We start from the raw sequence: 25,119 nt of genomic DNA, 5'->3' as shown, positions 1-25,119 counted from the left end.
AGCGAAGAAGGGAAACGGCTGTAGAAGCAGTTGTTTTCGTAAAAGGATCGAAGATTGAAGGTTGTGAAGGACGCGTGAAACTAAACATTCGAATCAGCTTAGCTGGCAGTCATCTTTTGATTGGTGCATTCAGTTTGATCGGTGCATTGCTGACGCTTTATAAAGTACCAACTAGTTTTGGTACGATCCAAGTCATGTTAGGTGAAATTTATTATACCGATACGGTATTTGACCGATTTACTCAGCTTTTCTTATTGGGGATTATTAGTCTTTATACCGTAGTGACGAGTTTTTACGGGTTTCGATTCTGGTGTTTTTGCTCCGCCTCTTCTGCATTTGGGACACTGCTGGCATATGTTGAATTAACTGAGACATTTCCGGTGATGGTTGTTTTCATCCTGGTTTTGGCAAGTTTGTTTCAGTTAAGTGTAGTCACATACTTCATTTTCCAAAAGCTAAAAAGTAGAGCTGAAACAGGTTGAACAGATACGTTCAAGCTGTTTTTTTCTGTCCTGAATAATTCGTTCGTATCATAGGGTTATTAGGTTACTAGAATTTTATTTTATGCTATGCTAACAGTAGAGATCGTTTGATTGCAAATGCTTCTCTATGAAAAAATGGGACAATGATCGATCGTTAAAGAATAAGCGATCAAGATGAGTCGAAGGAGGACTGATGAGAGAGTGGTTACCAAACAACAGGTACTGACTGCAGAAAAGGACTTTCTGAGCGGTGAAAATTTTTATGTCCAACATTTCTTAGGAGCCCATCAAGCGGATGATGGCTATGTGTTTCGTGTTTGGGCACCAAACGCTCAACAAGTTTGGCTGGTTGGTGATTTCAACCAATGGACAGACACTTTGCCAATGAATAAAAGGGCAGAATCTGGGGTCTGGGAGATTGAGACCAACCAAGTAAAAGAAGGACAGCTTTACAAATACAAAGTCAAACAAGCAAATGGACGAGAAGTATTGAAGATTGATCCTTTTGCTGTCCATTTCGAAGCTCGACCAGGAACTGCTGCCGTGTTGCATTCGATCCCACAAAAAAAATGGCGGGATGGACTATGGCAAGGCCGCAAAAAAAGACAGAAAACATTTAATCGACCTCTAAATATTTATGAAGTTCATGCCAGCTCGTGGAAGCACCACGAAGACGGCACCCCTTATCGCTTCTCTGAATTAAAAGATGAACTTATTCCTTATGTGAAAAAAATGGGTTATACCCATATCGAATTTATGCCTTTGATGGAACATCCATTAGGTACCTCGTGGGGCTATCAGCTGACAGGTTATTTTGCGCTCAGTTCCTATTATGGGACACCAGAAGAATTTCAAGACTTTGTAGAGGCATGCCATTTAGAAAATATTGGTGTCTTTGTTGATTGGGTACCAGGACATTTTTGTGTCAATGATGACAGCTTAGCTTATTATGACGGCACGCCGACATTTGAATACATGGATGAAAACCGTGCCAAAAATGTTCGCTGGGGTGCGATCAACTTTGATCTCGGCAAACCACAAGTCCAAAGCTTTCTGATCTCAAGTGCCTTGTTCTGGATCGAATTTTACCACATTGATGGTATTCGGGTAGATGCCGTTTCCAACATGATCTATCGCGATTATGATGAAGGTCCATGGGAACCAAATCACGAAGGGGGCAATCGCAACTTTGAAGGCTATTACTTTTTACAGAAGCTTAATTCTGTTATCAAGTTAGCCCATCCAGCAGTGGTCATGATTGCAGAAGAAAGTACGTCTGAAACCAAAATAACAGGAATGGTCGAAGAAGGCGCGTTAGGATTTGATTATAAATGGAATATGGGCTGGATGAACGATGTCCTGCGTTTTTATGAAATGGACCCGATTTTCCGTAAAGATCATTTAAATCTGCTTTCTTTCTCTTTCATGTATCGGATGCAAGAAAATTATATCTTGCCACTTTCTCATGATGAAGTCGTTCATGGTAAAAAAAGTTTGATGCATAAAATGTGGGGGGACCGCTACAAACAGTTTTCACAACTACGAAATCTCTATACGTACATGATGATGCATCCAGGGAAAAAATTGTTATTCATGGGTAGTGAATGGGGACAGTTTTTAGAATGGAAATATGATCATGGGCTTGAATGGGTCGATTTAAACGACACATTAAATGCAAAAATGCAGTTCTTCACCCAGACCTTGAATGAACTATACAAAGAAGAACGAGCCCTTTGGGAATTGGATGATCAAGAAGATTCATTGATGGTGATCGATGCAGACAACTTAGATGAAACGACATTGACTTTCTTACGACAAGGAAAAACGAAAAAAGATTTCTTGATCGTTGTTGTCAATCTGACACCAGTGGAGCGTCACGATTTTGCGATCGGCGTGCCATACGAAGGAACGTATCGAGAGATTTTAAACACTGAACGGGATGTATTTGGTGGAACTTGGGTGGCTAATAACCAAGACTGCCAGACCAGTAATGCCCCTTTTAAACAATACGACTATCAAATCAAAACAATTTTGCCTGCACTTGGGGCTTTGATTATCAAACCAGAAAAAATCAAAATGACTCGTAAAAAAGCAGTAAAGAAAGCATAAAAAAAGAGTAGAGGGGGAACGGTGAGTAGATCACCAAACAAAATGAAAACAGAAATGTTAGCAATGATCCTCGCAGGAGGACAAGGGACTCGTTTAGGGAAACTAACAAAAAATATTGCCAAGCCAGCAGTTCCGTTTGGCGGCAGGTATCGGATCATCGATTTCACGTTGAGTAATTGTGTCAATTCTGGAATCAAAAATGTGGGTGTAGTCACGCAGTACCAACCTTTAGCACTGAACAACCATATCGGCAATGGCGCCAGTTGGGGATTGGATGGAATCAGTACCGGTGTGACGATTTTACAGCCATATTCAAATTCAGAAGGCGAAAAATGGTTTGAGGGAACTGCCCATGCCATCTATCAAAACATCGCCTATATCGATGAGATGGACCCGCAATACGTCTTGATTTTGTCCGGCGACCATATCTACAAAATGGATTACGAAGAAATGCTGGAAAAACACAAAGAAAATGATGCTTCATTGACGGTTGCAGTTCTCGAAGTTCCGATGAAAGATGCTTCTCGTTTCGGAATCATGAATACTGATAAAAATGACCGCATCATCGAATTTGATGAAAAACCAGCCGAACCAAAAAGCAATCTTGCTTCGATGGGGATCTATATATTTGATTGGAGTCGTCTACGCAGTATGCTATTGAGTAACTACACAAAAGACGGCGAAATGGTCGATTTTGGGAAACATGTCATTCCTTCTTATCTAGAAAGCGGCGACAACGTTTTTGCCTATCGCTTCTCTGGCTATTGGAAAGACGTAGGAACGATCGATTCCTTATGGGAAGCCAACATGGAATTTATTGATCCAGCCATGGAGTTGAATATCCGGGATAAAAGCTGGCAAGTGTTCTCCAAAAACCCAATCGCACCGCCGCACTTTGTAACTGAAACCGGTGCTGCTAAAAATTCGCTTGTGATGGACGGCTGCTATGTTGCTGGGGAGATCGAGCACAGTATTTTATCAGAGAACGTGCAAGTGAAAGAAGGCTCGACTATCAAAGATAGCGTGATCATGCCTGGAGCGGTGATTGGTAGAAATGTCAAATTAAATCGTGTGATCGTTGGGGAAAATGCAGTGATTGGTGACGACGCAGAGATCGATGGAACAGACGAAATTGCCGTAGTCGGCTATTCTGAAATTTTAGGGGTGACGATTGATGAGAACTAATAAAATGTGTGCAATTTTAGGGAACCTACAGCGATACCAAGACTTGATGCCATTAACGGAGAATCGTCCGCTGTCGACCTTGTTGTTTGACTGCAAATATCGCTTGCTGGATTTCAATCTTTCAAGTATTGAAAATGCCAACATCAAACAAGTCTACATGATTTTCAATGAAGGAGAGACCCAGTCAGTTTTTGATCATATCGGTGGTGGAAAAGAGTGGAACTTGGACGGTGTTCAAAACCGGTTCTTTATCCACTTATTCCAAGACTCATTGAAAAAGCAAGCCGAAGGGCAAGAGTACTACTATAACGTCATTGACTATTTGGAAAAATCAAAATCAGATCACACTGTATTTATGGGCAGCAAAATCTTATGCAACATCGATTTGCGTGCTTTGCTGAAAATTCATCAACTACAAGGCAATGAAATGACTGTGGTGTATAAACGCATCGGTAGTGACAATGTTTCTGAAAGTGACTTGTTGTTTAATGTTGACAGTGAAGGACACTTAGAAGAAGCGATCCAAGCGAAAAAAGGGGAAGTTGGCTCCCTAGTCAACTTGTGTACGGATATTTTTATCATTCAAACGGATCGTCTGATCGCGGCTCTTAAAGAAGGGCAAAAAGTTGGCGCAACGGCAGATCTCGGTCAATTTTTACGAGAGATGATCTCTGTGGAGAACACTGGCCTATATGAGTACACTGGTTACTTAAGTAACATTTATGATATCTCTTCTTATTATCAAACAAATATGGACATGCTAGATGTGCATAAATTCACTTCATTGCTTTATTCGAATCAAAAAATCTATACCAAATTGAAGAATGAAGTACCAACCTATTACTCGGAAACGTCTGAGGTGAAAAATAGCCACTTTGCTTCTGGTTGCATCGTTGAAGGCTCTGTCGAGCAGTCACTGGTTGCTCGCCGTACGAAAATCCATCCTGAGGCAAAAGTCAAAGGCGCGATCATTTTCGGAAATAACGAAATCAAAGCAGGTGCCGAAGTCTCTTATGCGATCTTAGATAAAAATGTAACCATCGCAGAAGGTGTAAAAGTGCAGGGAACCAAAGAAACGCCGATTGTCATTAAGAAGAATTCTCATGTGACAGAAGATGTAATCGGAGGAGCAAGCGCATGAAGGTTTTGTTTACAGCAGCAGAGTGCGCTCCGTTTTTTAAAACAGGCGGGTTAGGGGATGTTGCAGGTGCATTGCCAAAAGAGTTGGTCAAAAAAGGCGTCGAGACAGTTGTCGTCTTACCTTATTTCACGAAAATGCCTGCCGAATACCAAGACCAAATGGAAGATTGTTTTTCCTTTGAAGTGGCGGTCGGCTGGCGCAAGCAATATTGTGGAATCAAAAAATTAGTTCTAGGCGCTGTGACTTATTATTTCATAGACAATCTCTACTATTTTGGTCGCGAACGGCTCTATGATTTTTATGATGATGGGGAACGCTTTGCTTTCTTCCAATTAGCCGTGATCGAAATGATGGAACGCATTGAATTTATTCCAGACATCGTACATGTCAATGATTACCATACGGCGATGATTCCGTTCTTGATCAAAGAAAAATATCATTGGATCCAAGCGTATCAAAACATACGCACCGTTTTGACGATCCATAACATTGGGTTTCAAGGGTGGTATAGTCGCGATATTTTACCGGATCTTTTTGGGATGGGTACGGAAAGATATGATGATGGAACCTTGCGTTTAAACGATTGCTTGAACTTTATGAAAGCAGGAATCTTGTATGCGGACCGCATCACGACCGTCAGTCCTTCCTATAGTGAAGAAATCAAAACAGCTGAGTTTGGTTGTGGTCTTGAAGTCATTTTACGCATGGAAAGTGGCAAGCTAAGCGGTATCTTGAATGGAATTGATTATGAAATGAATGATCCAGAAACCGATCCTCATTTGGACTATCCTTTCAGTGTCGAGGATTTATCAGGAAAAGCTAAAAACAAGCGAGCGCTACAAGAACAGTTTGGCTTGCCAACTCGTAAAGAGGTTCCGTTGATTTCCGTTGTCAGTCGTTTGACCACTCAAAAGGGGTTCCATTTAGTTCTTGAAGAAATGGAAAACCTCTTGCAGTTTGATGTCCAGTTTATCCTATTGGGAACCGGTGAGCATGATTTTGAAGAAGGCTTTCGCTACTTTGCGCAGAAATATCCTGACAAATGTGCTGCCGCGATTTCTTTTGATATTGCACTGGCGCAAAAGTTATACGCAGCAGCGGATCTCTTCTTGATGCCTTCGGCTTTTGAACCATGTGGACTATCGCAGATGATCGCGATGCGTTATGGTACATTACCGATCGTTCATGAAATCGGTGGCTTGAAAGATACGGTGGATTCCTATAATCCGATCACGAAACAAGGAACCGGCTTTGGCTTCCAAGAGTTTTCACCTTTTTACTTGATGAATGCCTTAAAACAGGGGATTGAATTATATGAATCGGATCCGACAACATGGACGGCATTAGTCAAGCAAGCAATGAAAAAAGATTTTAGCTGGAATCAAAGCTCAGATCTTTATGTTGAGTTGTATAATAATATCAAAGTTTGATTGTTTTAAGACAGAAGAATCCTTGTCTGCAACAGAGCGGCTAGTTGTATGACTAGCCATTCTGGCGGCAAGAATTCTTCTTTTTTATAAACGGTTAGCATAAAGGAGTGTAACCCTATGACAAAAGAACGATTGCGTGATCTGTTAGAAACCAACGTGCACGAACTGTTTGCGATAGAGATCGATGAAGCATCACCGCAGGAATTGTTTCAGGCGCTAGCCAATGTCGTGAAGCAAATGTATTCAGAAGACTGGCGCCAGACCAGAAAAAATCTCTTGTTGGAGGATCAGAAACAAGCGTATTATTTTTCAATCGAATTTTTACCCGGCAAAATGTTAAAGAGTAATCTGTTAAATATGCAGCTGTTGGAGCAAGCGGAAGCCGTTTTTGAAGAGTTAGGGGTTTCACTTGACGATGTTGCAGAGACGGAAAAAGACATGGCTTTAGGCAACGGGGGACTCGGTCGCTTAGCGTCTTGTTTTATGGATTCATTGGCTTCTTTAGGTTTGCCGGGAAATGGCAATGGGATCCGCTATCGCTACGGATTATTTAAACAAAAATTTATTGACGGTCATCAAGTAGAGTTGCCCGATGACTGGTTGCGTTCGGGGAATGTTTGGGAAGTCCGCAAAGAAAGCAAGGCGGTGCCTATTCGTTTCGGGGGCCATGTCTATCTCGTTACCGGAGAGGACGGGAAATTAGCCCCAGTCTATGAAGGTGGCTTTACCTGGCGGGCGGTTCCTTATGATACAGCAATGGTTGGCTACCAAAATCACCATCTCAATACCTTGCGTTTATGGAGTGTCGAGGTTCCTGCCGAAGATGAGGCGCACTACGCGACACTAGAATCGCGGCAAGCATTGGAAAATCTGACAGCGGTCTTGTATCCCGATGATTCCAATGAGACAGGCAAACGGACCCGGCTGATGCAAGAATACTTTTTTGTGTCTGCAGGGATCCAAAGTATCGTCCGTTATTATAAAAAATTGAATTTACCTTTGGCCATGATGAGTGAACGAGTAGCGATCCACATCAATGATACGCACCCAGCCCTTTGCGTCCCAGAACTGATGCGCATTTTAGTTGATGAAGAAGGTCTTGCTTGGGAACAAGCGTGGTCGATCACCGTGAAAGTCATGAGTTATACGAACCATACGATCATGGCGGAAGCCTTAGAAAAATGGCCCGTGCGCATGATTGAAGAAGTTTTGCCGAGAATGGATCAGATCATCAAAGAAATTGATCGCCGTTTTGTGGAAACGATGCAAGGGGTCCATCCGCAAGCCTTACTGGAACGGACGCGAATCATTATTGATGATCAAGTCCATATGGCACATCTCGCGATCATCGGCAGCCACAGTGTCAATGGCGTAGCCAAGCTCCATTCTGATTTACTAAAATCAGTGGTACTCCATGACTTTTATCTTATTTATCCTGCCCGTTTCAACAATAAGACCAACGGCATCGCGCAACGGCGTTGGCTTCAGCTAGCCAATCAACCGTTAGCCAAAGTATTGGATCAGTCCATCGGTACAAGCTGGCGCAATGATCCATTAGACCTGCAACTACTCAAAAACTATTATGAGGACGAAACTGTTCTCCAACAAATTGCCGACGCAAAAATGAGTAACAAGCGTGCACTGGCACAGTACATTCAAAAAGCAACGGGCATCACAGTAGATCCGACGGCAATATTTGATGTGCAGATCAAGCGTCTGCATGCATACAAACGACAATTACTAAATCTTATGCATATTCTAAAGCTCTACTTTGAGGTCAAAGACGATCCAACTGCTGCGTTTCATCCAAGAGTCTTTCTCTTTGGTGCCAAAGCCGCACCAAGTTATCACTACGCAAAATCGATCATTAAAGTCATCAATGAAGTGGCGAATCTGATCAATCATGATGAAACCATCAATGATAAAATCAAGGTTGTTTTTTTAGAAAATTACAACGTTTCTTTAGCAGAAAAAATTATCCCAGCAGCGGATGTCAGTGAACAAATATCATTGGCCTCCAAAGAAGCTTCAGGGACAAGTAATATGAAGTTGATGCTAAATGGGGCAGTAACGATCGCCACTTTAGATGGTGCCAATATTGAGATTCGAGATGCAATCGGTGATGAAAACATCGCGATCTTTGGGCTAACCGAAGAAGAAGTGTATCAGTATTACGCCCAGCGTAATTATTCTGCCTATGCGTATTATGAGTCAGATCCACTATTGCAACGTGTAGTCAATGCCTTTATTGACGGGACAATCCCCAATATTCAAGTAGAAGGCCGCGAGATTTTTGATTCACTTTTGAAATACAATGATGAGTACTTTTTATTAAGAGATTTCCACGCCTATTGTGATGCACAGCATCGGGTGGATATTGCTTATCAAGATACTCATCGCTGGCAAAAAATCAGTCTAATGAATATTGCGAATGCTGGGAAGTTTTCGGCGGATGAAACGGTGCGAAATTATGCAGCAGATATTTGGCAGATCGATCCATTATTTGCCCATATCAAAGAACCAAATGCGGCAAGCTTGACGGAGTCAGTGCCTCCAAGGGGAGACAATTGAAGCGACTTCGGTTGAAACGGCGCAGTCTTTCGTGAAATTCTCTTTTATTTGTGGTATGATGAAAAAAATGCATGTAAGAGGATGAGTACAGTGGCAAATTATTTAGATGTGAAACGAAAACACTTCCGTTTTCCTGCTTATGATGATACAGACGGTGTGAAGCTTCAATCCGAGCATCGCCCCGCATTCAGTAAAGCAGATGATTGGATTTTAACCGAAATCAAAGATCCCGTGAGTCATTCTCACAAGGAAGAAAATCAATCTTTGCAGCGTAAAGTGCATTCCAGCCAACGCGATCGAGGGCACAATGTTCGTCAAAAAGAAGAGCTTGCCAATCACCGTGCCAACTTGCCTCAGTACGGAAAACGTCCGGTGAAAGAGCAGATGCCGACAGGAAAAACCAATTTTTTTGGCAAAGAAGCGAACCATTCTTCTTATCAAGTGACTAGTAAGAAGGAAAAAGCTGAGGTTCCTGTTTCTTCGAAAAAAGAATATTCGGGACGCTCTTACTTCGTGCCTAAATATATTCCTGCATCAATTATTCCAGATGAGCAAAAACCTGAAATTACGCCGAACGATTTGATGGATGCAATGGCAAAAAAACAAGAAAGTTATTTGTTATTTGATACTGAACCAGCAGCTTATCAAGTCAAAGAAGAAAGCGATCCAACCGTCAAAAAATTCAATCGCCACCCCTCTGTTGGGATGACACGCAGCGAGTTTCGAGCCAACAATAAAAAAAATGGTGAGAAAAAACGGTCCGTTTTAGATCGATCATTAAAAGGAATGATTGAAGACGATCAACAAGAAGAATCTTCAAATGGCTATTTTCGTTCTAAATAGTAGAGACAGTTACTCTTAATAGAAGTAGTCCTTTGATCATAACGATGAATGATTTCAGCTAGATGGCGAACATCTAGCTGTTTTTTTTGTGTGCTGAAACTGCCGATTTCACAAAATACTTAGTCGAATTACATTTTTCACCGACTGAGGAATATTCTGATTTTACTAAGCAATAGCGTGGGCTATAGAATAAAGTGAAACGATCAAAACCATCGTTATTTATAATGTTTGTTATTTTAATTGGCGATTTCTTTTGTCATTTAAAATCGATGGCAGGATTGTGGTTTTCTGATCAGCCGTAATTGAAAAAAGGAAGCAAGCGTCCTGATGGTTAAAGCTGCTCTTTGGGAAGGACTGATCCATGATCGATTTCAAGGGAAAGATACGCTGAAAGGTGGGGCATCAACAAATGAACAAGAAAAAGAGAAAGGTATATTTCACCATCATTATTGGCTTACTTGGAGGACTCTACTTTTTTTCAACCATGAGTGTGTTTTCTTCAAACATTTTCTTTGCTGCACAGCTGGAGGAAGAAACGGTTGCGAGTGACCCATTCGAACCGATACGAGAGAAAGAGGCTGAGGGAAAAGTTGCCATTTATTTTGATGAATCAACGAAAGCCGGGACTGTAGGAGACATGTTACTAGTTGCGTTTCATACGGGCCGTCCCATTAGTGAAATAGCGATCCGGTTGCCGCAATCTGCGGTTTTTGTTGAAGAGGAGTTGCCAAAGGGAGTCAAAATTACGTCAACCACTGAAGAGAATGGTTGGAAACTAACGACTGATATCCCTAGAAGTGATTTTTTGGTTCCATTGGTAGTTGATACAGCAGGGGCGTTTCCATTTGAAGTAGCAGAATCAATGATAATACTTGAAATAAAGGAAGCACGGGAGACAAACCCTACGGATACACAAGAGGATGCGCTAACCGATTCGAGTGACTCCACTGACCAATTCGATCAAGAGGACAAAGAGGATCAATTACCAAAAGAGAAGGAAATAGAAAGCCAGATTCCTGACGAATCAGAGTCAGATCCTGGCAATCTATATCTGTTAGGCGACGACGTAAAAAAGAGAGGGGTTGCTAACTGGGTCGAATTTATGGCTGCAATGGTCGATCCGACGGTCAATTATATTTATTTGACAGCCAGTTTTCAAACGAACGATAATCCTCGTTTAGGCATTACGGGAATTGACGGCTGGAGCAGCAGCGTCAATCCTAACGGCGGATTAGCCTATGTTTATATCAATGCCTCGAGAGTTTCAAGAACGTTAATCATCGATGGCCTCGACAAATATCAGATGGATCTTAGAGCCGTAGCGATCTGTTTCCGCGATTCCAGTGTCAATCCTGATTCTCCATGGGACATTACCTTGCAAAATTTGGAACTCTATCATGGAAACTTTTGGGGGGCAATTGAATACCATGATTTGAACATGACAAATCAGCAGCGTTCAATCATTCGATACCACAATCTCAACCATACGGGCAATCAGTTGTTTTACGGGTTGCACTCTCGAGCCAGCTTTTCTGGACATTCGGTTTCACACCAAACGCCTAGATATACATCAGACTTCAATGCTTCTTGGATGATTCACACAAATACTCAGGCGAATTTTGAAATCAACCAAATAGAGCTTCGTGAGGGAGCAAACGTCGAAATGTCGACGATCAGCTCAGGAAATCTTGATTTTTATAATACAAATGCGCGTCTCGTATTAGGGGATAATGCCCGACTATCATTAAATGCCAACGGTTCAGCTGGTGAAGCAGGCGGTGCTAATATTCGCTTTGTCGCTGGCAATGGACGCATTGAGTTAGGAAAAGGCGCGGAATTGGCATTAAATACACAAAACAACAGTCCGGCAGTCATCACATCAGGCACGCCCCATGATATTCGCTTAATGGAAAAAAGTCGCTTGTCAGTTACTGCTACAAACCGAACGTTGTATAGTCATATTTTCTGGTTGAGTGCCAATACTCATGTAACCTTAGAAGACAGCAGCACCTTAGAAGTTGAAGCAACAAATCAAAATACAACCGCAAATATCTTCCACTTCTCTGGCACGACTGGCAATCTCAACGTAGGCAAAGATGCTACCTTAGATATTCGTACGGACAGCCCACAACCTGTCCAACGCCTACTTTTCTTTAGCGGTGCCAACAATCCCGCAAGATTGACGATCGACGATGCCAAGCGTGTCAATTTGCAAAGAACCCGCCCGATAACGACCACAACAAATGGTCTAATTGAAGGGGGAGGAATCACTGCAAAGAATCAGGCGATTCGCCAGTGGCAGCATGGAAATACAGGAGATCCATCTGATTTTCAGTGGCAACCGATTCTGTCCATGACTGCGGCGATTTCCGGAACCAACACCAATGTGACCAATGTATCTTCACTGAATGAGGAAACAAGTCGAGGGTTTGCCTCGCAGTTTGCTTCTCGTTCACAACGTCTATTATTTGAGAGAATCCCAGACATCACGGTGACCATCGATCCTTTGACAGAAGATAGAACCTTACCTAATGCCTATACGATTTCGGGAACCGCCAATCCTGGTAGCTACCTTCGATTTCAAAGAGAGGGGCTGATGCCAGAACCGACGCTTGAAACGACAGTCGATAGTGCCGGTAATAGCGAGTACTTTCACACACAAGCGGGTGAAAATGGGCACTATTTACTTGATCTATCTGATTTAGAACCTTTCCAGTATTTTACACAAGGTGAGGTGGTCACCTCTCAGGCATTTCTTGATGGTAAATGGGCAGAAGCATCAACCACTGTGGAACCCATTGGTGACGTTGACCCAAAAGATCCCCTTGATCCTGATCAACCGATTCTACCTGAAAATCCACCATTGATACCAGAAAATCGCGGGTTTATCAGTATAGACTTTGTTTCACAATTCGATTTTGGTACAGTACCGATTCGCTCGTCGACAAGCCGCTATCCGGCGCGTCCGCAACGAATTTCTTCAGTGGATGATCATGAATCAACCGAACGACCAAACTATATTCAGGTTTCCGATCGTCGATTTCTCCCAAATGGCTGGACCTTGAGTGCCCGATTATCTGAGGAAGGGTTCGTCAGCACGGATGCGTTTAAGCACTATTTAAAAGGAGCGAGTGTGCATTTGAATAATATTGAAATGGTCACCTCTAAAGAAAATCGCTCTGAAGCACCAGACTACGTTGAAGCAATTGAGCTAGGACCGCAGAACCAAGTGATTGCACGTGCCAATGAAAATCAAGGGACGGGTACTTGGATTCAACGCTATGGAAACGAGCATACCATGCAAAAAAGTGTCGAGCTGGAAATCCCTATTGGCGCGAGGCCGCAAGCAACAAGTTATCAAGGAACCCTTCATTGGGAGCTGAGTTTCGTACCTGGTGCTGACGAAAAAACCTTGGAAAACAAGTAAGCATGTTCTGCAATCGTGAATATGATCGAACACTGTAAAAGTTGCTCAGACAAAAAGAAGTCCAGTTGCCATTGGACTTCTTTTTGTCTGAAACAGACGAGCGGTGGTTTAAACTGCTTTTCCCACTCTGGTGGATATGCTTTTCGATCAATAGAAGAGAGTGAAACCACAGGCAATGGATCAATGAGCAAAATCATGACATGGTAGTGATCAATGAAATCACTTAAGCACTGTGTCTTCACCAGTATAAATTTTATTTAGCTATTTTAGTAATTAAATCCTGCTCAAATATTTTAATTTTCTCTTGCCTTTTGATATGCTAAGAACAAGGGGGAATCAAAGATGGAAGTTGATCTACAAATGCTGGCGATGATTTTCTTTATCAATCTCGCCTATGTTACATTGAACACACTGCGATTTTTATTGACAATGAAAGGGTATCGCGTGATTGCCCCATTAGTGAGTATGATCGAAATCACGATCTATATTTTAGGCTTATCTATGGTATTGGATCGTTTGGATAACCCGCTGAATCTCTTGTTCTATGCATTAGGTTATGCTGCAGGAGTCAGTATTGGTATCAAAATCGAAGATAAGCTGGCTCTGGGCTATACAATGGTCACAGTGATCCTACCTAGTAATACGGATGAGGAAAAGAGTTTGCCAAAGATCTTACGACAAGAAGGCTATGGAGTTACACAAAGTTATGGAGAAGGCTTAGAAGGGCCACGACTGATTTTAGAGATTCTTTCCCAAAGAAAAAGTGAGAAAAAGCTCTATCAAACCATCAAAGCGGTGGAAGAACGAGCGTTTATCATCAGCTATGAACCCAAGTATATCTCAGGTGGATTTTGGACCAAAAAAATCAGCCGCCGAGAAGCAAAGTTGAAAAAACAAGCACCTGTTGATTGAAGAAACTCAGTCAGCCGTGATTCATTTGAGAAGAATAGCAGAGTAAAAGACAGGGAATTTATTGATGAGAGGAAGCGTAAGGTGTGGAAAAGAAAGCAAATGGTATGATGGCGGTCATCGCTGCCCTGATCTCAAATATTTTGGTGGCTATTAGTAAGTTTGTCGGTTATGCACTAAGTGGCAGTGCAGCCATGTTGAATGAAAGCATTCATAGTGTCGTGGATTGCAGCAATCAAATCTTTTTATTGATCGGGGATAAACGGGCAACAAAGGGCCAAAGTGAACTGCATCAGTTTGGAGAAGGTCGGGCGAAATATTTTTTTAGCACGATCGTTGCGATGATGCTCTTCTTTGGTGGGGGCGCCCTCGGTGTGATGGAAGCGGTAGAAAAGCTGCTGCATCCTGCCCATGAAGTTGGTAACGCTTGGTTGGTGATCGCTATTTTGATTTTCGGGATGATCGTTGAAGGAAGTTCGTTGTGGATCGCGATCAAGGAGATCCGCGAACTGAATGTGGAACGTCAACCAATCTATCGTTTTTTGAAAGAAAGTCGGCATAGTGAGATTCTGATCATTTTCACAGAAGACTTCTGTGCAATGATCGGCCTAATGATCGCACTATTTGGTACGATTTTAACCATGATTACAGGTAACGCATTTTTTGATGCCTTCAGTGGTTTATTGATTGGTCTTTTATTGATGGTAGCAGCCATTTTCTTAGCCCGCGAATTTTACAGTCTACTGATTGGCGAAAGTGTCACAAAACGGGATCTAGCAGTGATCAAAAGAGCATTTGAACGGCCAGATGTTGATCGCTTGATTGATGTTAAAACGGTGCATTTAGGACCATCAGAAATTTTGATTGCGGCAAAAGTTGATATTGCCTCGAAACAAGAAGAGGTCGGCTATGAGATCATTAATGAGATCGAAGCCGAAATTCGACACCAGATGGCAGATAAAAAAGTCTATATTTATATTGAGACAGATGAGTATGACCCTCACTATATGGAGAAACGCCGTAAACTTGTGCGACCTTCCCACTGATTTAGCTAGAATAAAGCAGCTTTTTTTGATACAATAGACAAGGATTATCACATAGTGAAGGAGATTTCAAAATTATGATCAATGCAAGTGACTTAAGAGCTGGAATGACATTCGTTCAAGACGGCAAACTTATCAAAGTATTAGATGCTAGCCATCACAAACCAGGTAAGGGAAATACGGTTATGCGTATGAAATTACGGGACGTTCGGACTGGTTCGACTTATGATACAACCTTCCGTCCAGAAGAAAAATTTGAAAAAGCGCATATTGATACGAAAGCTGTACAATATCTATACACAATGGATGATACAGCATTCTTCATGGATCTGGAAACCTATGAACAATATGAAATTCCAGTTGAAGTGGTAGAAGAAGAAATGAAATTTATTCTTGAAAACATGGAAGTAAAAATCCAATTCTTCGGCAGCGAAGTAATCGGCGTTCAACTACCATCAAGCGTAATCTTAAAGGTTGTTGAAACACAGCCGTCGATCAAAGGGGCGACTGTGACTGGTTCAGGCAAGCCAGCAACGATGGAAACTGGCTTAGTTGTCAATGTTCCTGACTTTGTTGAAGAAGGCGAAATGCTAGAAATCAATACAGCTGAAGGTACCTACTTAAAACGTGCGAAATAAGAAAAAAACCGCGACTTGTTCGCGGTTTTTTCTTTTGCTCTGGAGGAGGGATCAAAAGTGAATCATTTCCCGTCTGCCAATGATTTTTGTAAGGGATAAATACTATAGGGTTTACTGATAAAGTAGGCGACGGAGCAGACGATCACAAACAAGGGCAGATTTTCAAAGCCAAAGACTTCCCCACCGATAAAGATCGGTGCAAATAAAGTGCTAGTAGCACTGCCAAAGACACTGGCATAGCCTAGGGCGGCCACCAGTTCGATAGGCAGTCCGAAGAGCGGTGCCAGCACGACGCCCAAAGAGGCGCCGATCGCAAACAAAGGGGTGACTTCTCCGCCCAAAAAACCAATACTGATAGTCAGTACAGTTAACACCATCTTAAGCAGCCAGTCATAAGAATAGATTGGTTGATTCGTGAAACTAGCGCTGATCAAATTCGTTCCTAAACCTGAATAACGACCATGATACAAAAGGACAAAAAGTAAGACTAGCACGAGTGAACCGATGCCGATGCGCCAGAGAGGATGAGGAAAGCGTCGTTTCATGATCCGTTTCATCGTTTCTAATAATCCCGCAAAGCTGCCACCAACAATACCAAATAGTAAGCCAATCAAAAGTAATTTCAGAAAAACAGCCAAAGTCAAATCGGGGGACGGTGACAAAGCAAAACTAAATTTTTCTAATCCTAACAATTGAGAAGTCGTACTAGCAGTGAAAGCAGCCAGCAAAGTTGGTAAGAGTGCATGATGACTGAATTTACCGATGACAAGTACCTCCAGTGCGAAGAACGTCGCAGCGATCGGGGTTTCAAATAAACCAGCAAATCCCGCAGCCATCCCAATCATGATCAGGGTGCTGGCGTACTTTTCTAGTCGCAGCCATTTTCCTAAGCGATTGGCGATGGTGGCACCTAACTGAACCGCAACCCCTTCTCTGCCAGCGCTTCCTCCAAATAAATGCGTCAGCCAGGTTCCCACCATTACAAAAGGAATCAAGCGCAACGGAATGTCTTTTTCTTCTTCATGTCCGACTAAAAACACTAAATTCATTCCCTGAGGACTTCGGTCACCGTACTTTTGGAACAGGTAAGTAAAACAAATGCCGATAATGGGTAAAAAGAGAATCAAGGGCAAAAAATGACTATCACGAAAGGCGCTTAAGGAAAGTAGGATCTTCCCAAAGAAGGTGTCGACGGCTCCAGCGAATACGCCAATAACCAGACTGACCACACCTAAAGCAGTCAGTTCCCAATTAGTTGTTTTTTGTTTCATCATTTCTATCACGATCCTTTAAAAAGAATATAGGAACAATGCTCCTGCAAATACGACGACCTAGTGAAAATAAAAAAATGACTGCTACACACTAAAAAAAGTGGTAGAAGTCATTAGCAAAATTGCGGTTTCAGTAAGAACTGAGGGAGACATTCATTCCCGATTAGCATCAATATTATCTGATAAAACCCTCCTTTTGTCAATGGATGTTTGTTGTGAAAAGCAATTCATCTAACACTTATCTTTTCTACATAGTTATGGTAAAATTAATCTCATAAGAACTTATATGGGAATTGAGCGCCTTGAGGATAATTGGCATGAAAAGGGATGAAAGGACGATCCTTCTACTGTTTTACCAAGGGTAAGACAGTGAGTAGTGAGGAATCGAAGAGGAATAAAAAATGGTTGCATTTATGACGAGCGAAAAATGGCTGCAAAGTGAGCGTTTTTATTATGTGATCCTACCAATTCTCATGGTAGTTGGTCTGATTGCGTTATTAGGGTTCCTGATGGTTCTGCTTTATCGAGAAAACCGCAACCCAAAAGTGACGCTATTGCTTGGCGGCATAGTCGTTACGTGTCTATTAGGTTTTTTTATTGGGGATCAAGTGTATGGTGAATTCAAAACGTATAATGCGCTGATCACACCGAATATCCGAGATCGCGAAAAGATGTTTCTAGGCTATAAATATTACGAATCTGATACTACAGCAATTTATCAGCGCATCCAAAGCAATGAAGCGATTGAAACTTTAGGAATCTATCAAGCAATACCGGTGGAACGGGAGATTGAATTTCTTGGTTCTGCTCATAACTCCGTATATTTTAAAATGGGCGCCCAGGTTTACTATGCTCGCTATCAACCGACTTTTGTGGATGAGGAAACAACTGCTAAACTGCAGGGGGTTCAATACCATTTGACTGATCCTTCCTTTGAAACAATTGGTTTCTATTCCGAAACCAACAACTATTTAACGGCAATTACGATTCCAAAGTCCCAAGAAACCCTCGAATATCAATCCGTTGATTCTGTGATCCCGAAAGAATTTGGGAAAAGTCAAACCCAATGGGCGTTACCGAATAGGAATGAATAACGATAAAAAAACTACCTAAGTCACGAAAGAAAGCTCCCTCAAGAAGGAAACTTCCGTGCGCAGGTAGTTTTTTGCATGCTTGGTCAGAGAACATTGCTTTTCCTATGACTGATCAGGTAGTCCTCTTTCTTTTTGCGAGGCAATTTTTTGAAGGCGGCTTCTGCTTGAGTGGCTTCACTGCGAGTGGAAAAGCTTTCCGCATGGATCATTTGCAAGGGTCTGCGACTAGCGGGACGGGTATATTTTGCCCCGATCCCTTTGTTATGCTCTAATAAGCGGCGACTCAAATCGGTAGTATAGCCGCCGTAAAAGGAGTGGTCGTTGCAACGTAAGACATAAAAGTAATGGTTGTCAGCAGCCATAGAGCATCGCCTTCACTTCTGGACTATAAGAGCCCGTTTCATCATAGGTAATGAGAGGAGAATCAATTTTAAACCCTTCCGCCTTACCATCCTTGATTCCTTCAATCAATAAAATATTGGCCTCTTTGCCTACTTTCGGATAGACGAAGCGGACTCGTTTTGGCGCGATTCGATGGGTGCGCATATGGTCCAAAATATCGAGAAAGCGATCCGGGCGATGAACCATCGCAAACCTTCCATTCATTTTTAACGCTTTACTGGCGGTTTGGATCACTTCATCTAAATTTGTGGTGATCTCGTGCCGGGCGATCGCTAAATAGGGATTCGGGTTTTTGATCGCCGTCGGTATATTTTTAAAGTAAGGCGGATTGCAGACCAAAAGATCGACGGAATCAGGTTTGATTTTTTGAAAGAGATTCTTCAAATCCATAGGATAGACCGTCAGCTGTTCTTGCAAGTCATTTAATTCGATACTGCGCTGCGCCATATCCGCTAAGCGTTCCTGCAATTCGACCTGATAAATATGAGCAGTCGTTTTTCTGCTGATAAATAAACCGACTGCGCCATTCCCTGCACAAAGGTCAACGATCACACCTCTTTTTGGTACTCTAGCGTAATTGGCTAATAAGACAGCATCTAATGAAAAAGAAAAAACTTCGGAACTCTGAATAATCTTGATGTCATCGGCATACAATTGGTCAATGCGTTCGTTCGGTTGCAACATGAAGCATACTCCTGTTCTAAATTCATTTCAATGTATTATACTACGATTAAGAATAATGGGAAACGCTAAAAAAGGCTTGTCATTTAAACCGTTTTTTTGCATACTTGAATAGGAGAGAAATAGAAAGGAAAATGAGTATGTTTTTTCGCTTTATGCGCGGTGTGGTTCGCGTAGTATTATTTTTGATCAACGGCAATGCTCGTTATCAAAACAAAGAGGTTTTACCTAAAAATGAAAACTATATTTTAGTGGCTCCTCACCGAACCTGGTGGGATCCATTGTACCTAGCAGTGGCTGCTCGGCCAAAGAAATTCAGTTTTATGGCGAAAGAAGAGCTGTTCAAAAACCCGATTTTACGGTTCATTTTGATTCATGCCAATGCTTTTCCAGTCAAACGGGACAAACCTGGACCGAGCGCGGTAAAGACGCCAGTCAAAATCTTGAAGGAAACCGATCTTAGCTTGATCATGTTCCCAAGTGGTACGAGACATGCAACGGCCTTAAAAGGTGGCATGGCGTTGATCGCGAAAATGGCCAAAGTCAAGATCGTTCCCTCTGTTTATCAAGGACCGCTGACATTAAAGGATTTATTTAAACGCAAGCGAGTGACTGTCCGTTTTGGGGAGCCAATCGATATCAGTGACATCAAAAAGATGGACAAAGAGGGCTTGGCGGAAGTGGAACGGCGCATCCAAGGTGCATTTGACACACTGGATCAAGCGATCGATCCGTCATTTGTTTATCAAATCGATGAGTCCAAAAGAGAAGATTAATACCTAAGAAAAGCCGTTGATCCTTTTGTGATCAGCGGCTTTTTTCTAATGATTTAATCCAACAATTCGAAAGCAAATTTGGTCCATGGTTTCAAATATTCCAACAAAGGCAACTCCTCTTTTGGGATAGCACCGACTTTGTTTTTTCGGGCGTCTTGGTGAGGGGTCAAAACGATCTGCAATTCGTTTTTGTACTGACCAAAGGTATCATTGCCGATAACGATGTCCCCATAAGCAAACGGTTCTTGGTTTGTATGAGGGAGGTTTTCGATGGGACGGTATTTCACCCGTGATTGTGTGGACCGAGCGACTAACGCATTACTGTCACCGCGACGAAAATGATTGGTTTCAGCTAATATCCTCCGTTCGATTTCGCTGGCTTCTGCTTCTACGGAAACGCCAAAGGTCAGTTTGTAGCGATCGATCGCCGCCAGAGCTTTCAGTTCTGCATCCGACGCATAGGCATTGCCAATAATCACCGTATCGATCAACCCAGAAGCAAAAAGCAGCTTTCCTTGCAACGCCAAAGGTAAATCGCGACAAGATTCTAAGGTTGGCAGGCCATCATTGACTTCCCAAGGGCCAATCTTGGCTGATTGACTAGTGATGAAGGCGGCTGTTTTCAACCCATATTTTTTAAAACGTTGACTGCAGTTGCGGAAAAAAGCCTCCGTTAAGCCTGTGCCTCGTTGGGGGTAAAAATTGTGGCAGCCATATAAAAAAGGTTCATTGGCTTGATAAGAAAGGATATTTTCTAAATAGTTCACATCATTACTCATGTTTAATTCAATCGCCAAGCCGAATGGATTGAAGGTCAGTTGGGCTTCTTTGCTGCCATCAAACCCTTGATCCAAGCGGATACCGTCCGCACCTAATTCTGCAAAGAAGCTTAGATCGTCATAAGAGATCGCCAGATCACTAAAAACAGCTGGGGAAATATCTAAAATCGTTTCAAACCCAAGGTTCTTGGCAAACCCGATAATCGAAGAGAATTTTTTTCTGACGGTCTCTTTGCCTTCACTGACTTCTAGCATACTCATAAATAAGCGAGAGTAACCAAGGGCAGCAGCTTTTTTTAAATAGTCTTGATCCAGTAAAGGATCGCTATGGTCGGGGTAAATCGAAAGGCCAATTTCTCGTTTCAATGGTTTTCCCTCTTTCTAAAAAAATCGTACGAAGCACCTCTTAGTATCGAAAAATGCTGCTGAGGAGCGCTTCTTCCGATGGTCTTGATGGGTGCTTCGTCCGACCTTTATCAACAAATTATTGTGTGACTGGTTGATTTTCTTTTTCCAATTCGTTTTTGTCATAGATTTTTACGAATGGGTAATAGATCAGAATCGATAAAAGAATCAAAAGAACATTCAGCACGATCGCACGCCAATCGCCGCCAGTCGCTAAGAAAGCACCAATTGGTCCAGGCAATGTCCAAGGGGCATTGACCGTGACGGCATTGACTAAACCTGCTGAGGTGGCGACCCATGCAATGACACCATTGATTAAAGGCGCAATGATGAATGGTGGGATCAAGATTGGATTCAAGACGATCGGTGTACCGAATATCAGTGGTTCGTTGATGTTGAAAATAGCTGGAATCAAGGCTGTTTTTCCTAGTTTTGAACCGAATTCCGATTTGGTGCGAAACGCTAACAAGATAGCCAAACCAATCGTTGAACCAGCCCCACCGATCCAGATGAACCATTGATAAAATGGTTCGGCTGCAATATTGGGAATCATATCTCCCGATGCAAGCGCTGTTGTATTTCCTTCTAACAACTGTAACCATAATGGACGAGCCAGTGAACCAACGATAGAAGCACCATGGATCCCGAATGACCAGAAGAAGGTCGTCAAGAAGGTGATCAAAAGCACACTTGGCAAGGTATCTGCGGCACTGACTAAAGGATCGACCACTTTTGCCACGATCGTGTGCCAGTCAAAACCGATATAGTAAGTGATCGCGCCCATTCCTAAAATGATCACTAAAGTGGGAGTCAAGGCTTCAAAAGAGCGAGCGACTGCAGGTGGGACTTGTTCTGGCATCGTGATTTTGAATTTCGATTTGTCCGTTAACCGATAGATTTCAACGGCAAGAATCGAGGTGATGATCGCCACAAACATACCAGCACTCCCTAAATTGGCCATTGGCAAGACAAAACCGACCGTTCCGGCAGCATCCAACGCTTCTGCTGGGATATTGACCGGGGTGAAGGTCAGTAAGAAGGCGGTCGTAGCTAAGATCCCGCCTGAAAGACCATCAAGCTTATAAGAGCGAGAAAGACTGTATCCGATCCCGAATGCAGCATACAAGCTCATAATGTACATCGTCATTCGATAAGGCAATAAGATGGTTGTGGCATTGCTAGACAAGAATTGATAGATGCCCCAACTTTGAGGTAGCGGTGGAAAGGCTAAAATCATAAAGAACGAACTGACGATAATCAATGGCAATGTTGAAACGATCCCGTCACGAACCGCTCGCAAATGACGCTGGCTGCCAAGTTTTTCCATCGGTCCTGCCAGATGGCGTTCGATGAACTGAGTGAATTTATCTAACATGGTTTATCCTCCTAAGATGTTTTACATTATTGTTTCCCATGGATTCGGAATGATTTTTCCTAAAATCACGCCTTGGGCTGCCCCGGTTGCTGCAGGGGCATTGTTGACACGGCTGTGAAGGGTTTCATTTCCTAAGATGGCGAAAGCCACCGCTTCTTTGGCATCGTTCGAACCGCCAATGTCATCTTGTGTTACAACGGCTACTGTTTCGGGTAAATAGCCTTCGATCATCTCAATCAGCAGATGGTTATGGGCGCCACCACCTGAAAGAATCACTTCAATATCATTTGTTCCCAACTGAGGGAAAATGAACCGTTGGTAACTGTCAGCAATGGAAAATGCGGTGAAATCGGTTAAAGTCCTCACCAAGTCTTCCGATGCTACTTGGGGATATTCGGTCATTAGCTGCTGCACAAAATGTTTGCCAAATTGTTCACGTCCAGTGCTTTTCGGCGGTTGCTGGGACAAATAAAAATGAGTTCTTAATTCCTTTTGCAAGGTGGGTATAATTGCTCCCGCTCGGGCTGTTTCACCAAACGCATCATAAGGCTGACCGAATAGCTGAACCATTAGTTCATCGATGACCATGTTTCCTGGACCTGTATCAAAAGCATATAATTCGCTTAAGCCACCATTTTTAGGCAGAACCGTAACGTTGCCGATGCCGCCAATATTTTGCAATAAACGATTTTTATCGTTTGATTGATAGAGCAGATAGTCCGTATAAGGTACAAGGGGCGCTCCTTGCCCGCCAGCAGCCATATCCATCACTCGGAAATCGGCGACGACTTTCGTTTGTAAGCCATAAGCAATAATCGAAGGTTCGCCAATTTGCAAGGTGCTGTTTTTCGCTGGATCAGCATCGGGGGAGTGCCAGATCGTTTGTCCGTGGCTGGCAACAAAATCAATGCTTTTTTCTTCAATACCGGCTTTTTGGCAGAGGATTTGACACGCTTTCAAAAATTGATACCCTAATTCAGTATTTAATTGGCAGATGAGGGGAACATTTGATTCCACCGGATCACAAGCAGTTTTTATTCGTTCCTTCAATTCTTCATCAATGGGCAGTGTGAGCATTTCCATCAGCTGGACGTCAGTTTCGATACCGCAGCCGTTGATTTTTACTAAAGCAGCGTCGATTCCATCCAAACTGGTTCCTGACATGAGTCCTATTGCAAGCATATCGTTTCTCCTTTCTTTTAGAATAGTGATGAAAGCGATTGTTGAATTCGATTTCACACTCATTGTAAATGAAGTGTAATTATATTTCAATATATAAATTTATAATTGAAAAAACATTTCAAAATAATGATGTTAGGTGTTCGCTATTTTTATCAAAAATGGGTGGTAAATGAAATTTCGCTGGAAGAGAGATGTCTAACGATCAGGGAAAGTGGTATAATGATTGGAAGGATATTTTTTAAGAAGGTGAAGAAATGCGCTTTATACATACAGCTGATTGGCACATCGGAAAAAAACTACATGGCTATGATCTGCTGGAAGACCAACGAGCAATCATTGATCAAATCATAGCGCTAGCAAGAGCAGAAAAGGTCGATGCCATCGTCATTGCGGGGGACCTTTATGATCGTTCGGTTCCTGCTGTTGATGCAGTCAAATTACTAAATGAAAAAATCGCTGAAATCAATTTAACGAATGAACTGCCATTATTGGCTATCTCAGGAAATCATGATAGTCCAACTCGTTTAGAAACCGGCAGTCAGTGGTTTCAACAAACACGCTTTTACCTGTCCACCAGCATCGAACAAAGTTTGCACCCGGTTGAGTTTGACGATACACAATTCTTTTTACTACCGTATTTCGAACCCATCGAGGCCCGCTTGTTTTTTGATGAACCATTAATGAAGATTTCTGATAGTGTCCAAAGAGTCATTGAGGAGATGACCAAGAACTTTGACTCGTCCAAAAAGCAAGTGCTAGTGACCCATTTTTTTGTGGCGGGTTCTAGCCAAACAGATTCAGAAACAAAAATTCAAGTTGGCGGATTGGACAGCGTACCGACCACCGCTTTTGCGCCTTTTGATCGGGTTGTTTTAGGCCATTTACATGCCAATACGGCTCTCAAACACCCAAAGATCGGGTACAGCGGCTCACCACTGAAATTTTCCCTTTCTGAACGGACGAACCAAAAAGGGATCTATCTTATTGATACTGTAAAAGATACCAATGAATTTATTCCACTGACACCAAAAAGGGATATCCAGCAGCTGACGGCGTCCTTTGAGGAGTTGATCGATCCGGTTTTTTACCGTGATCTGGATCGTGAGGCGTTTTGGCATTTTCTGCTGACGGATCGTGCTGTGATTCCAAATATGATGAATCAGTTGCGAAAAATCTATCCATTTATTTTGTCTGTCGAACGGTTGAATGGACGAGAACAGACGAAAAAAAGACAGCTAACGACACGAGAAACCGACCCGCAGACCTTGATCAGTCATTTTTTTCAAGAAATGACGGGAGATTCATTGTTCGATTCACAAACCAAATGGATCGAACAAGGATTAAATGAAGCATTTGTCGTGGAAAAGAGGGAATAG

At 42.5% G+C, this 25,119-nt stretch carries 20 protein-coding genes and 1 riboswitch; of the genes, 14 read left to right on the top strand and 6 right to left on the bottom strand.

Features of this window, described 5'->3' with window-relative positions; all coding sequences use genetic code 11:
• Positions 1-74: 74 nt before the first annotated feature.
• The 11 genes from IGI89_RS15425 (at position 75) to efp (ending at position 15,778) form a co-directional block, all read left to right on the top strand.
• On the top strand, positions 75-482 hold the full coding sequence (locus IGI89_RS15425; RefSeq protein ID WP_005236791.1) for a hypothetical protein: 408 nt from the start codon (positions 75-77) through the stop codon (positions 480-482).
• Between the two features lie 174 nt (positions 483-656).
• Positions 657-2,591 (top strand): 1,4-alpha-glucan branching protein GlgB, encoded by a 1,935-nt coding sequence (gene glgB / locus IGI89_RS15420; protein WP_016613231.1) that lies wholly within the window; start codon positions 657-659, stop codon positions 2,589-2,591.
• 42 nt (positions 2,592-2,633) lie between these two features.
• Positions 2,634-3,776, top strand: coding sequence for a glucose-1-phosphate adenylyltransferase (locus tag IGI89_RS15415; RefSeq protein WP_016613232.1), 1,143 nt, complete (start codon positions 2,634-2,636; stop codon positions 3,774-3,776).
• Positions 3,766-4,917 carry a glucose-1-phosphate adenylyltransferase subunit GlgD gene (glgD, locus tag IGI89_RS15410; protein WP_016613233.1) on the top strand — a complete coding sequence of 384 codons (1,152 nt, stop codon included), beginning with the start codon at positions 3,766-3,768 and terminating at the stop codon, positions 4,915-4,917. The genes IGI89_RS15415 and glgD overlap by 11 nt, the downstream gene beginning before the upstream one ends.
• Complete coding sequence (gene glgA / locus IGI89_RS15405; RefSeq protein ID WP_144330976.1) at positions 4,914-6,347, top strand: glycogen synthase GlgA; 1,434 nt, start codon at positions 4,914-4,916, stop codon at positions 6,345-6,347. The genes glgD and glgA overlap by 4 nt, the downstream gene beginning before the upstream one ends.
• 117 nt (positions 6,348-6,464) lie before the next feature.
• Positions 6,465-8,918, top strand: a complete 2,454-nt coding sequence (locus tag IGI89_RS15400; RefSeq protein ID WP_016613235.1) for a glycogen/starch/alpha-glucan phosphorylase — start codon at positions 6,465-6,467, stop codon at positions 8,916-8,918.
• A gap of 81 nt (positions 8,919-8,999) precedes the next feature.
• Positions 9,000-9,761 carry a hypothetical protein gene (locus tag IGI89_RS15395; protein ID WP_016613236.1) on the top strand — a complete coding sequence of 254 codons (762 nt, stop codon included), beginning with the start codon at positions 9,000-9,002 and terminating at the stop codon, positions 9,759-9,761.
• Positions 9,762-10,170: 409 nt separating this feature from the next.
• On the top strand, positions 10,171-13,188 hold the full coding sequence (locus IGI89_RS15390) for a WxL domain-containing protein (protein ID WP_438735826.1): 3,018 nt from the start codon (positions 10,171-10,173) through the stop codon (positions 13,186-13,188).
• A gap of 342 nt (positions 13,189-13,530) precedes the next feature.
• Positions 13,531-14,100 carry a DUF2179 domain-containing protein gene (locus IGI89_RS15385; protein ID WP_005236782.1) on the top strand — a complete coding sequence of 190 codons (570 nt, stop codon included), beginning with the start codon at positions 13,531-13,533 and terminating at the stop codon, positions 14,098-14,100.
• A gap of 104 nt (positions 14,101-14,204) precedes the next feature.
• The gene (locus IGI89_RS15380) at positions 14,205-15,143 is read left to right on the top strand and encodes a cation diffusion facilitator family transporter (RefSeq protein WP_034872243.1); all 939 of its coding nucleotides are present in this window, start codon (positions 14,205-14,207) and stop codon (positions 15,141-15,143) included.
• Positions 15,144-15,217: 74 nt separating this feature from the next.
• Positions 15,218-15,778, top strand: a complete 561-nt coding sequence (gene efp / locus IGI89_RS15375) for an elongation factor P (RefSeq protein ID WP_005229668.1) — start codon at positions 15,218-15,220, stop codon at positions 15,776-15,778.
• Positions 15,779-15,840: 62 nt separating this feature from the next.
• Here the strand turns inward: efp and IGI89_RS15370 are convergent, their stop codons facing one another.
• Positions 15,841-17,052, bottom strand: coding sequence for a chloride channel protein (locus IGI89_RS15370; protein WP_008379710.1), 1,212 nt, complete (start codon positions 17,050-17,052; stop codon positions 15,841-15,843).
• Between the two features lie 94 nt (positions 17,053-17,146).
• Positions 17,147-17,219: riboswitch (Fluoride riboswitch) on the bottom strand.
• A 231-nt stretch (positions 17,220-17,450) separates the two neighbouring features.
• Here IGI89_RS15370 and IGI89_RS15365 point away from each other — a divergent pair.
• The gene (locus IGI89_RS15365) at positions 17,451-18,143 is read left to right on the top strand and encodes a hypothetical protein (RefSeq protein ID WP_008379712.1); all 693 of its coding nucleotides are present in this window, start codon (positions 17,451-17,453) and stop codon (positions 18,141-18,143) included.
• Positions 18,144-18,226: 83 nt separating this feature from the next.
• Here IGI89_RS15365 and IGI89_RS15360 read toward each other — a convergent pair whose 3' ends face one another.
• Together IGI89_RS15360 and IGI89_RS15355 are read right to left on the bottom strand one after the other, a co-directional pair.
• Complete coding sequence (locus tag IGI89_RS15360; protein ID WP_438735825.1) at positions 18,227-18,505, bottom strand: GIY-YIG nuclease family protein; 279 nt, start codon at positions 18,503-18,505, stop codon at positions 18,227-18,229.
• Positions 18,495-19,229, bottom strand: a complete 735-nt coding sequence (locus tag IGI89_RS15355) for a tRNA1(Val) (adenine(37)-N6)-methyltransferase (protein WP_005236774.1) — start codon at positions 19,227-19,229, stop codon at positions 18,495-18,497. Before IGI89_RS15355 ends, IGI89_RS15360 begins: the two co-directional genes overlap by 11 nt.
• Positions 19,230-19,366: 137 nt before the next feature.
• Here IGI89_RS15355 and IGI89_RS15350 point away from each other — a divergent pair, with 137 nt between their 5' ends.
• Positions 19,367-20,002 (top strand): lysophospholipid acyltransferase family protein, encoded by a 636-nt coding sequence (locus tag IGI89_RS15350; protein ID WP_005229679.1) that lies wholly within the window; start codon positions 19,367-19,369, stop codon positions 20,000-20,002.
• A 53-nt stretch (positions 20,003-20,055) separates the two neighbouring features.
• Here IGI89_RS15350 and IGI89_RS15345 read toward each other — a convergent pair whose 3' ends face one another.
• The 3 genes from IGI89_RS15345 to anmK all read right to left on the bottom strand — a co-directional run bounded on the left by IGI89_RS15345 (position 20,056) and on the right by anmK (position 23,743).
• Positions 20,056-21,147, bottom strand: a complete 1,092-nt coding sequence (locus IGI89_RS15345) for a DUF871 domain-containing protein (protein WP_005236769.1) — start codon at positions 21,145-21,147, stop codon at positions 20,056-20,058.
• A gap of 118 nt (positions 21,148-21,265) precedes the next feature.
• Positions 21,266-22,561 carry a PTS sugar transporter subunit IIC gene (locus IGI89_RS15340; RefSeq protein ID WP_008379718.1) on the bottom strand — a complete coding sequence of 432 codons (1,296 nt, stop codon included), beginning with the start codon at positions 22,559-22,561 and terminating at the stop codon, positions 21,266-21,268.
• 21 nt (positions 22,562-22,582) lie between these two features.
• Positions 22,583-23,743 (bottom strand): anhydro-N-acetylmuramic acid kinase AnmK, encoded by a 1,161-nt coding sequence (anmK, locus tag IGI89_RS15335; RefSeq protein ID WP_194199452.1) that lies wholly within the window; start codon positions 23,741-23,743, stop codon positions 22,583-22,585.
• Between the two features lie 254 nt (positions 23,744-23,997).
• Between anmK and IGI89_RS15330 the strand changes: the two genes are divergently transcribed.
• The gene (locus IGI89_RS15330) at positions 23,998-25,119 is read left to right on the top strand and encodes an exonuclease SbcCD subunit D (RefSeq protein WP_438735824.1); all 1,122 of its coding nucleotides are present in this window, start codon (positions 23,998-24,000) and stop codon (positions 25,117-25,119) included.

The organism is Enterococcus sp. AZ141 (assembly GCF_051714385.1).
GTDB lineage: Bacteria > Bacillota > Bacilli > Lactobacillales > Enterococcaceae > Enterococcus_D > Enterococcus_D entomosocium.
Note: the sequence above shows the minus strand (reverse complement) of the source record. Positions and strands in the feature narration are given on the sequence as shown.

Coding starts and splice junctions, on each gene's coding strand:
- IGI89_RS15415 (WP_016613232.1), top strand. CDS start 2,634: ATGAAAACAGAAATGTTAGCAATGATCCTCGCAGGAGGACAAGGGACT.
- IGI89_RS15330 (WP_438735824.1), top strand. CDS start 23,998: ATGCGCTTTATACATACAGCTGATTGGCACATCGGAAAAAAACTACAT.
- glgA (WP_144330976.1), top strand. CDS start 4,914: ATGAAGGTTTTGTTTACAGCAGCAGAGTGCGCTCCGTTTTTTAAAACA.
- IGI89_RS15365 (WP_008379712.1), top strand. CDS start 17,451: ATGGTTGCATTTATGACGAGCGAAAAATGGCTGCAAAGTGAGCGTTTT.
- IGI89_RS15400 (WP_016613235.1), top strand. CDS start 6,465: ATGACAAAAGAACGATTGCGTGATCTGTTAGAAACCAACGTGCACGAA.
- IGI89_RS15340 (WP_008379718.1), bottom strand. CDS start 22,561: ATGTTAGATAAATTCACTCAGTTCATCGAACGCCATCTGGCAGGACCG.
- glgB (WP_016613231.1), top strand. CDS start 657: ATGAGTCGAAGGAGGACTGATGAGAGAGTGGTTACCAAACAACAGGTA.
- IGI89_RS15385 (WP_005236782.1), top strand. CDS start 13,531: ATGGAAGTTGATCTACAAATGCTGGCGATGATTTTCTTTATCAATCTC.
- IGI89_RS15390 (WP_438735826.1), top strand. CDS start 10,171: ATGAACAAGAAAAAGAGAAAGGTATATTTCACCATCATTATTGGCTTA.
- IGI89_RS15360 (WP_438735825.1), bottom strand. CDS start 18,505: ATGGCTGCTGACAACCATTACTTTTATGTCTTACGTTGCAACGACCAC.
- IGI89_RS15380 (WP_034872243.1), top strand. CDS start 14,205: ATGATGGCGGTCATCGCTGCCCTGATCTCAAATATTTTGGTGGCTATT.
- efp (WP_005229668.1), top strand. CDS start 15,218: ATGATCAATGCAAGTGACTTAAGAGCTGGAATGACATTCGTTCAAGAC.
- IGI89_RS15355 (WP_005236774.1), bottom strand. CDS start 19,229: ATGTTGCAACCGAACGAACGCATTGACCAATTGTATGCCGATGACATC.
- IGI89_RS15350 (WP_005229679.1), top strand. CDS start 19,367: ATGTTTTTTCGCTTTATGCGCGGTGTGGTTCGCGTAGTATTATTTTTG.
- IGI89_RS15395 (WP_016613236.1), top strand. CDS start 9,000: ATGAGTACAGTGGCAAATTATTTAGATGTGAAACGAAAACACTTCCGT.
- anmK (WP_194199452.1), bottom strand. CDS start 23,743: ATGCTTGCAATAGGACTCATGTCAGGAACCAGTTTGGATGGAATCGAC.
- IGI89_RS15370 (WP_008379710.1), bottom strand. CDS start 17,052: ATGATGAAACAAAAAACAACTAATTGGGAACTGACTGCTTTAGGTGTG.
- glgD (WP_016613233.1), top strand. CDS start 3,766: ATGAGAACTAATAAAATGTGTGCAATTTTAGGGAACCTACAGCGATAC.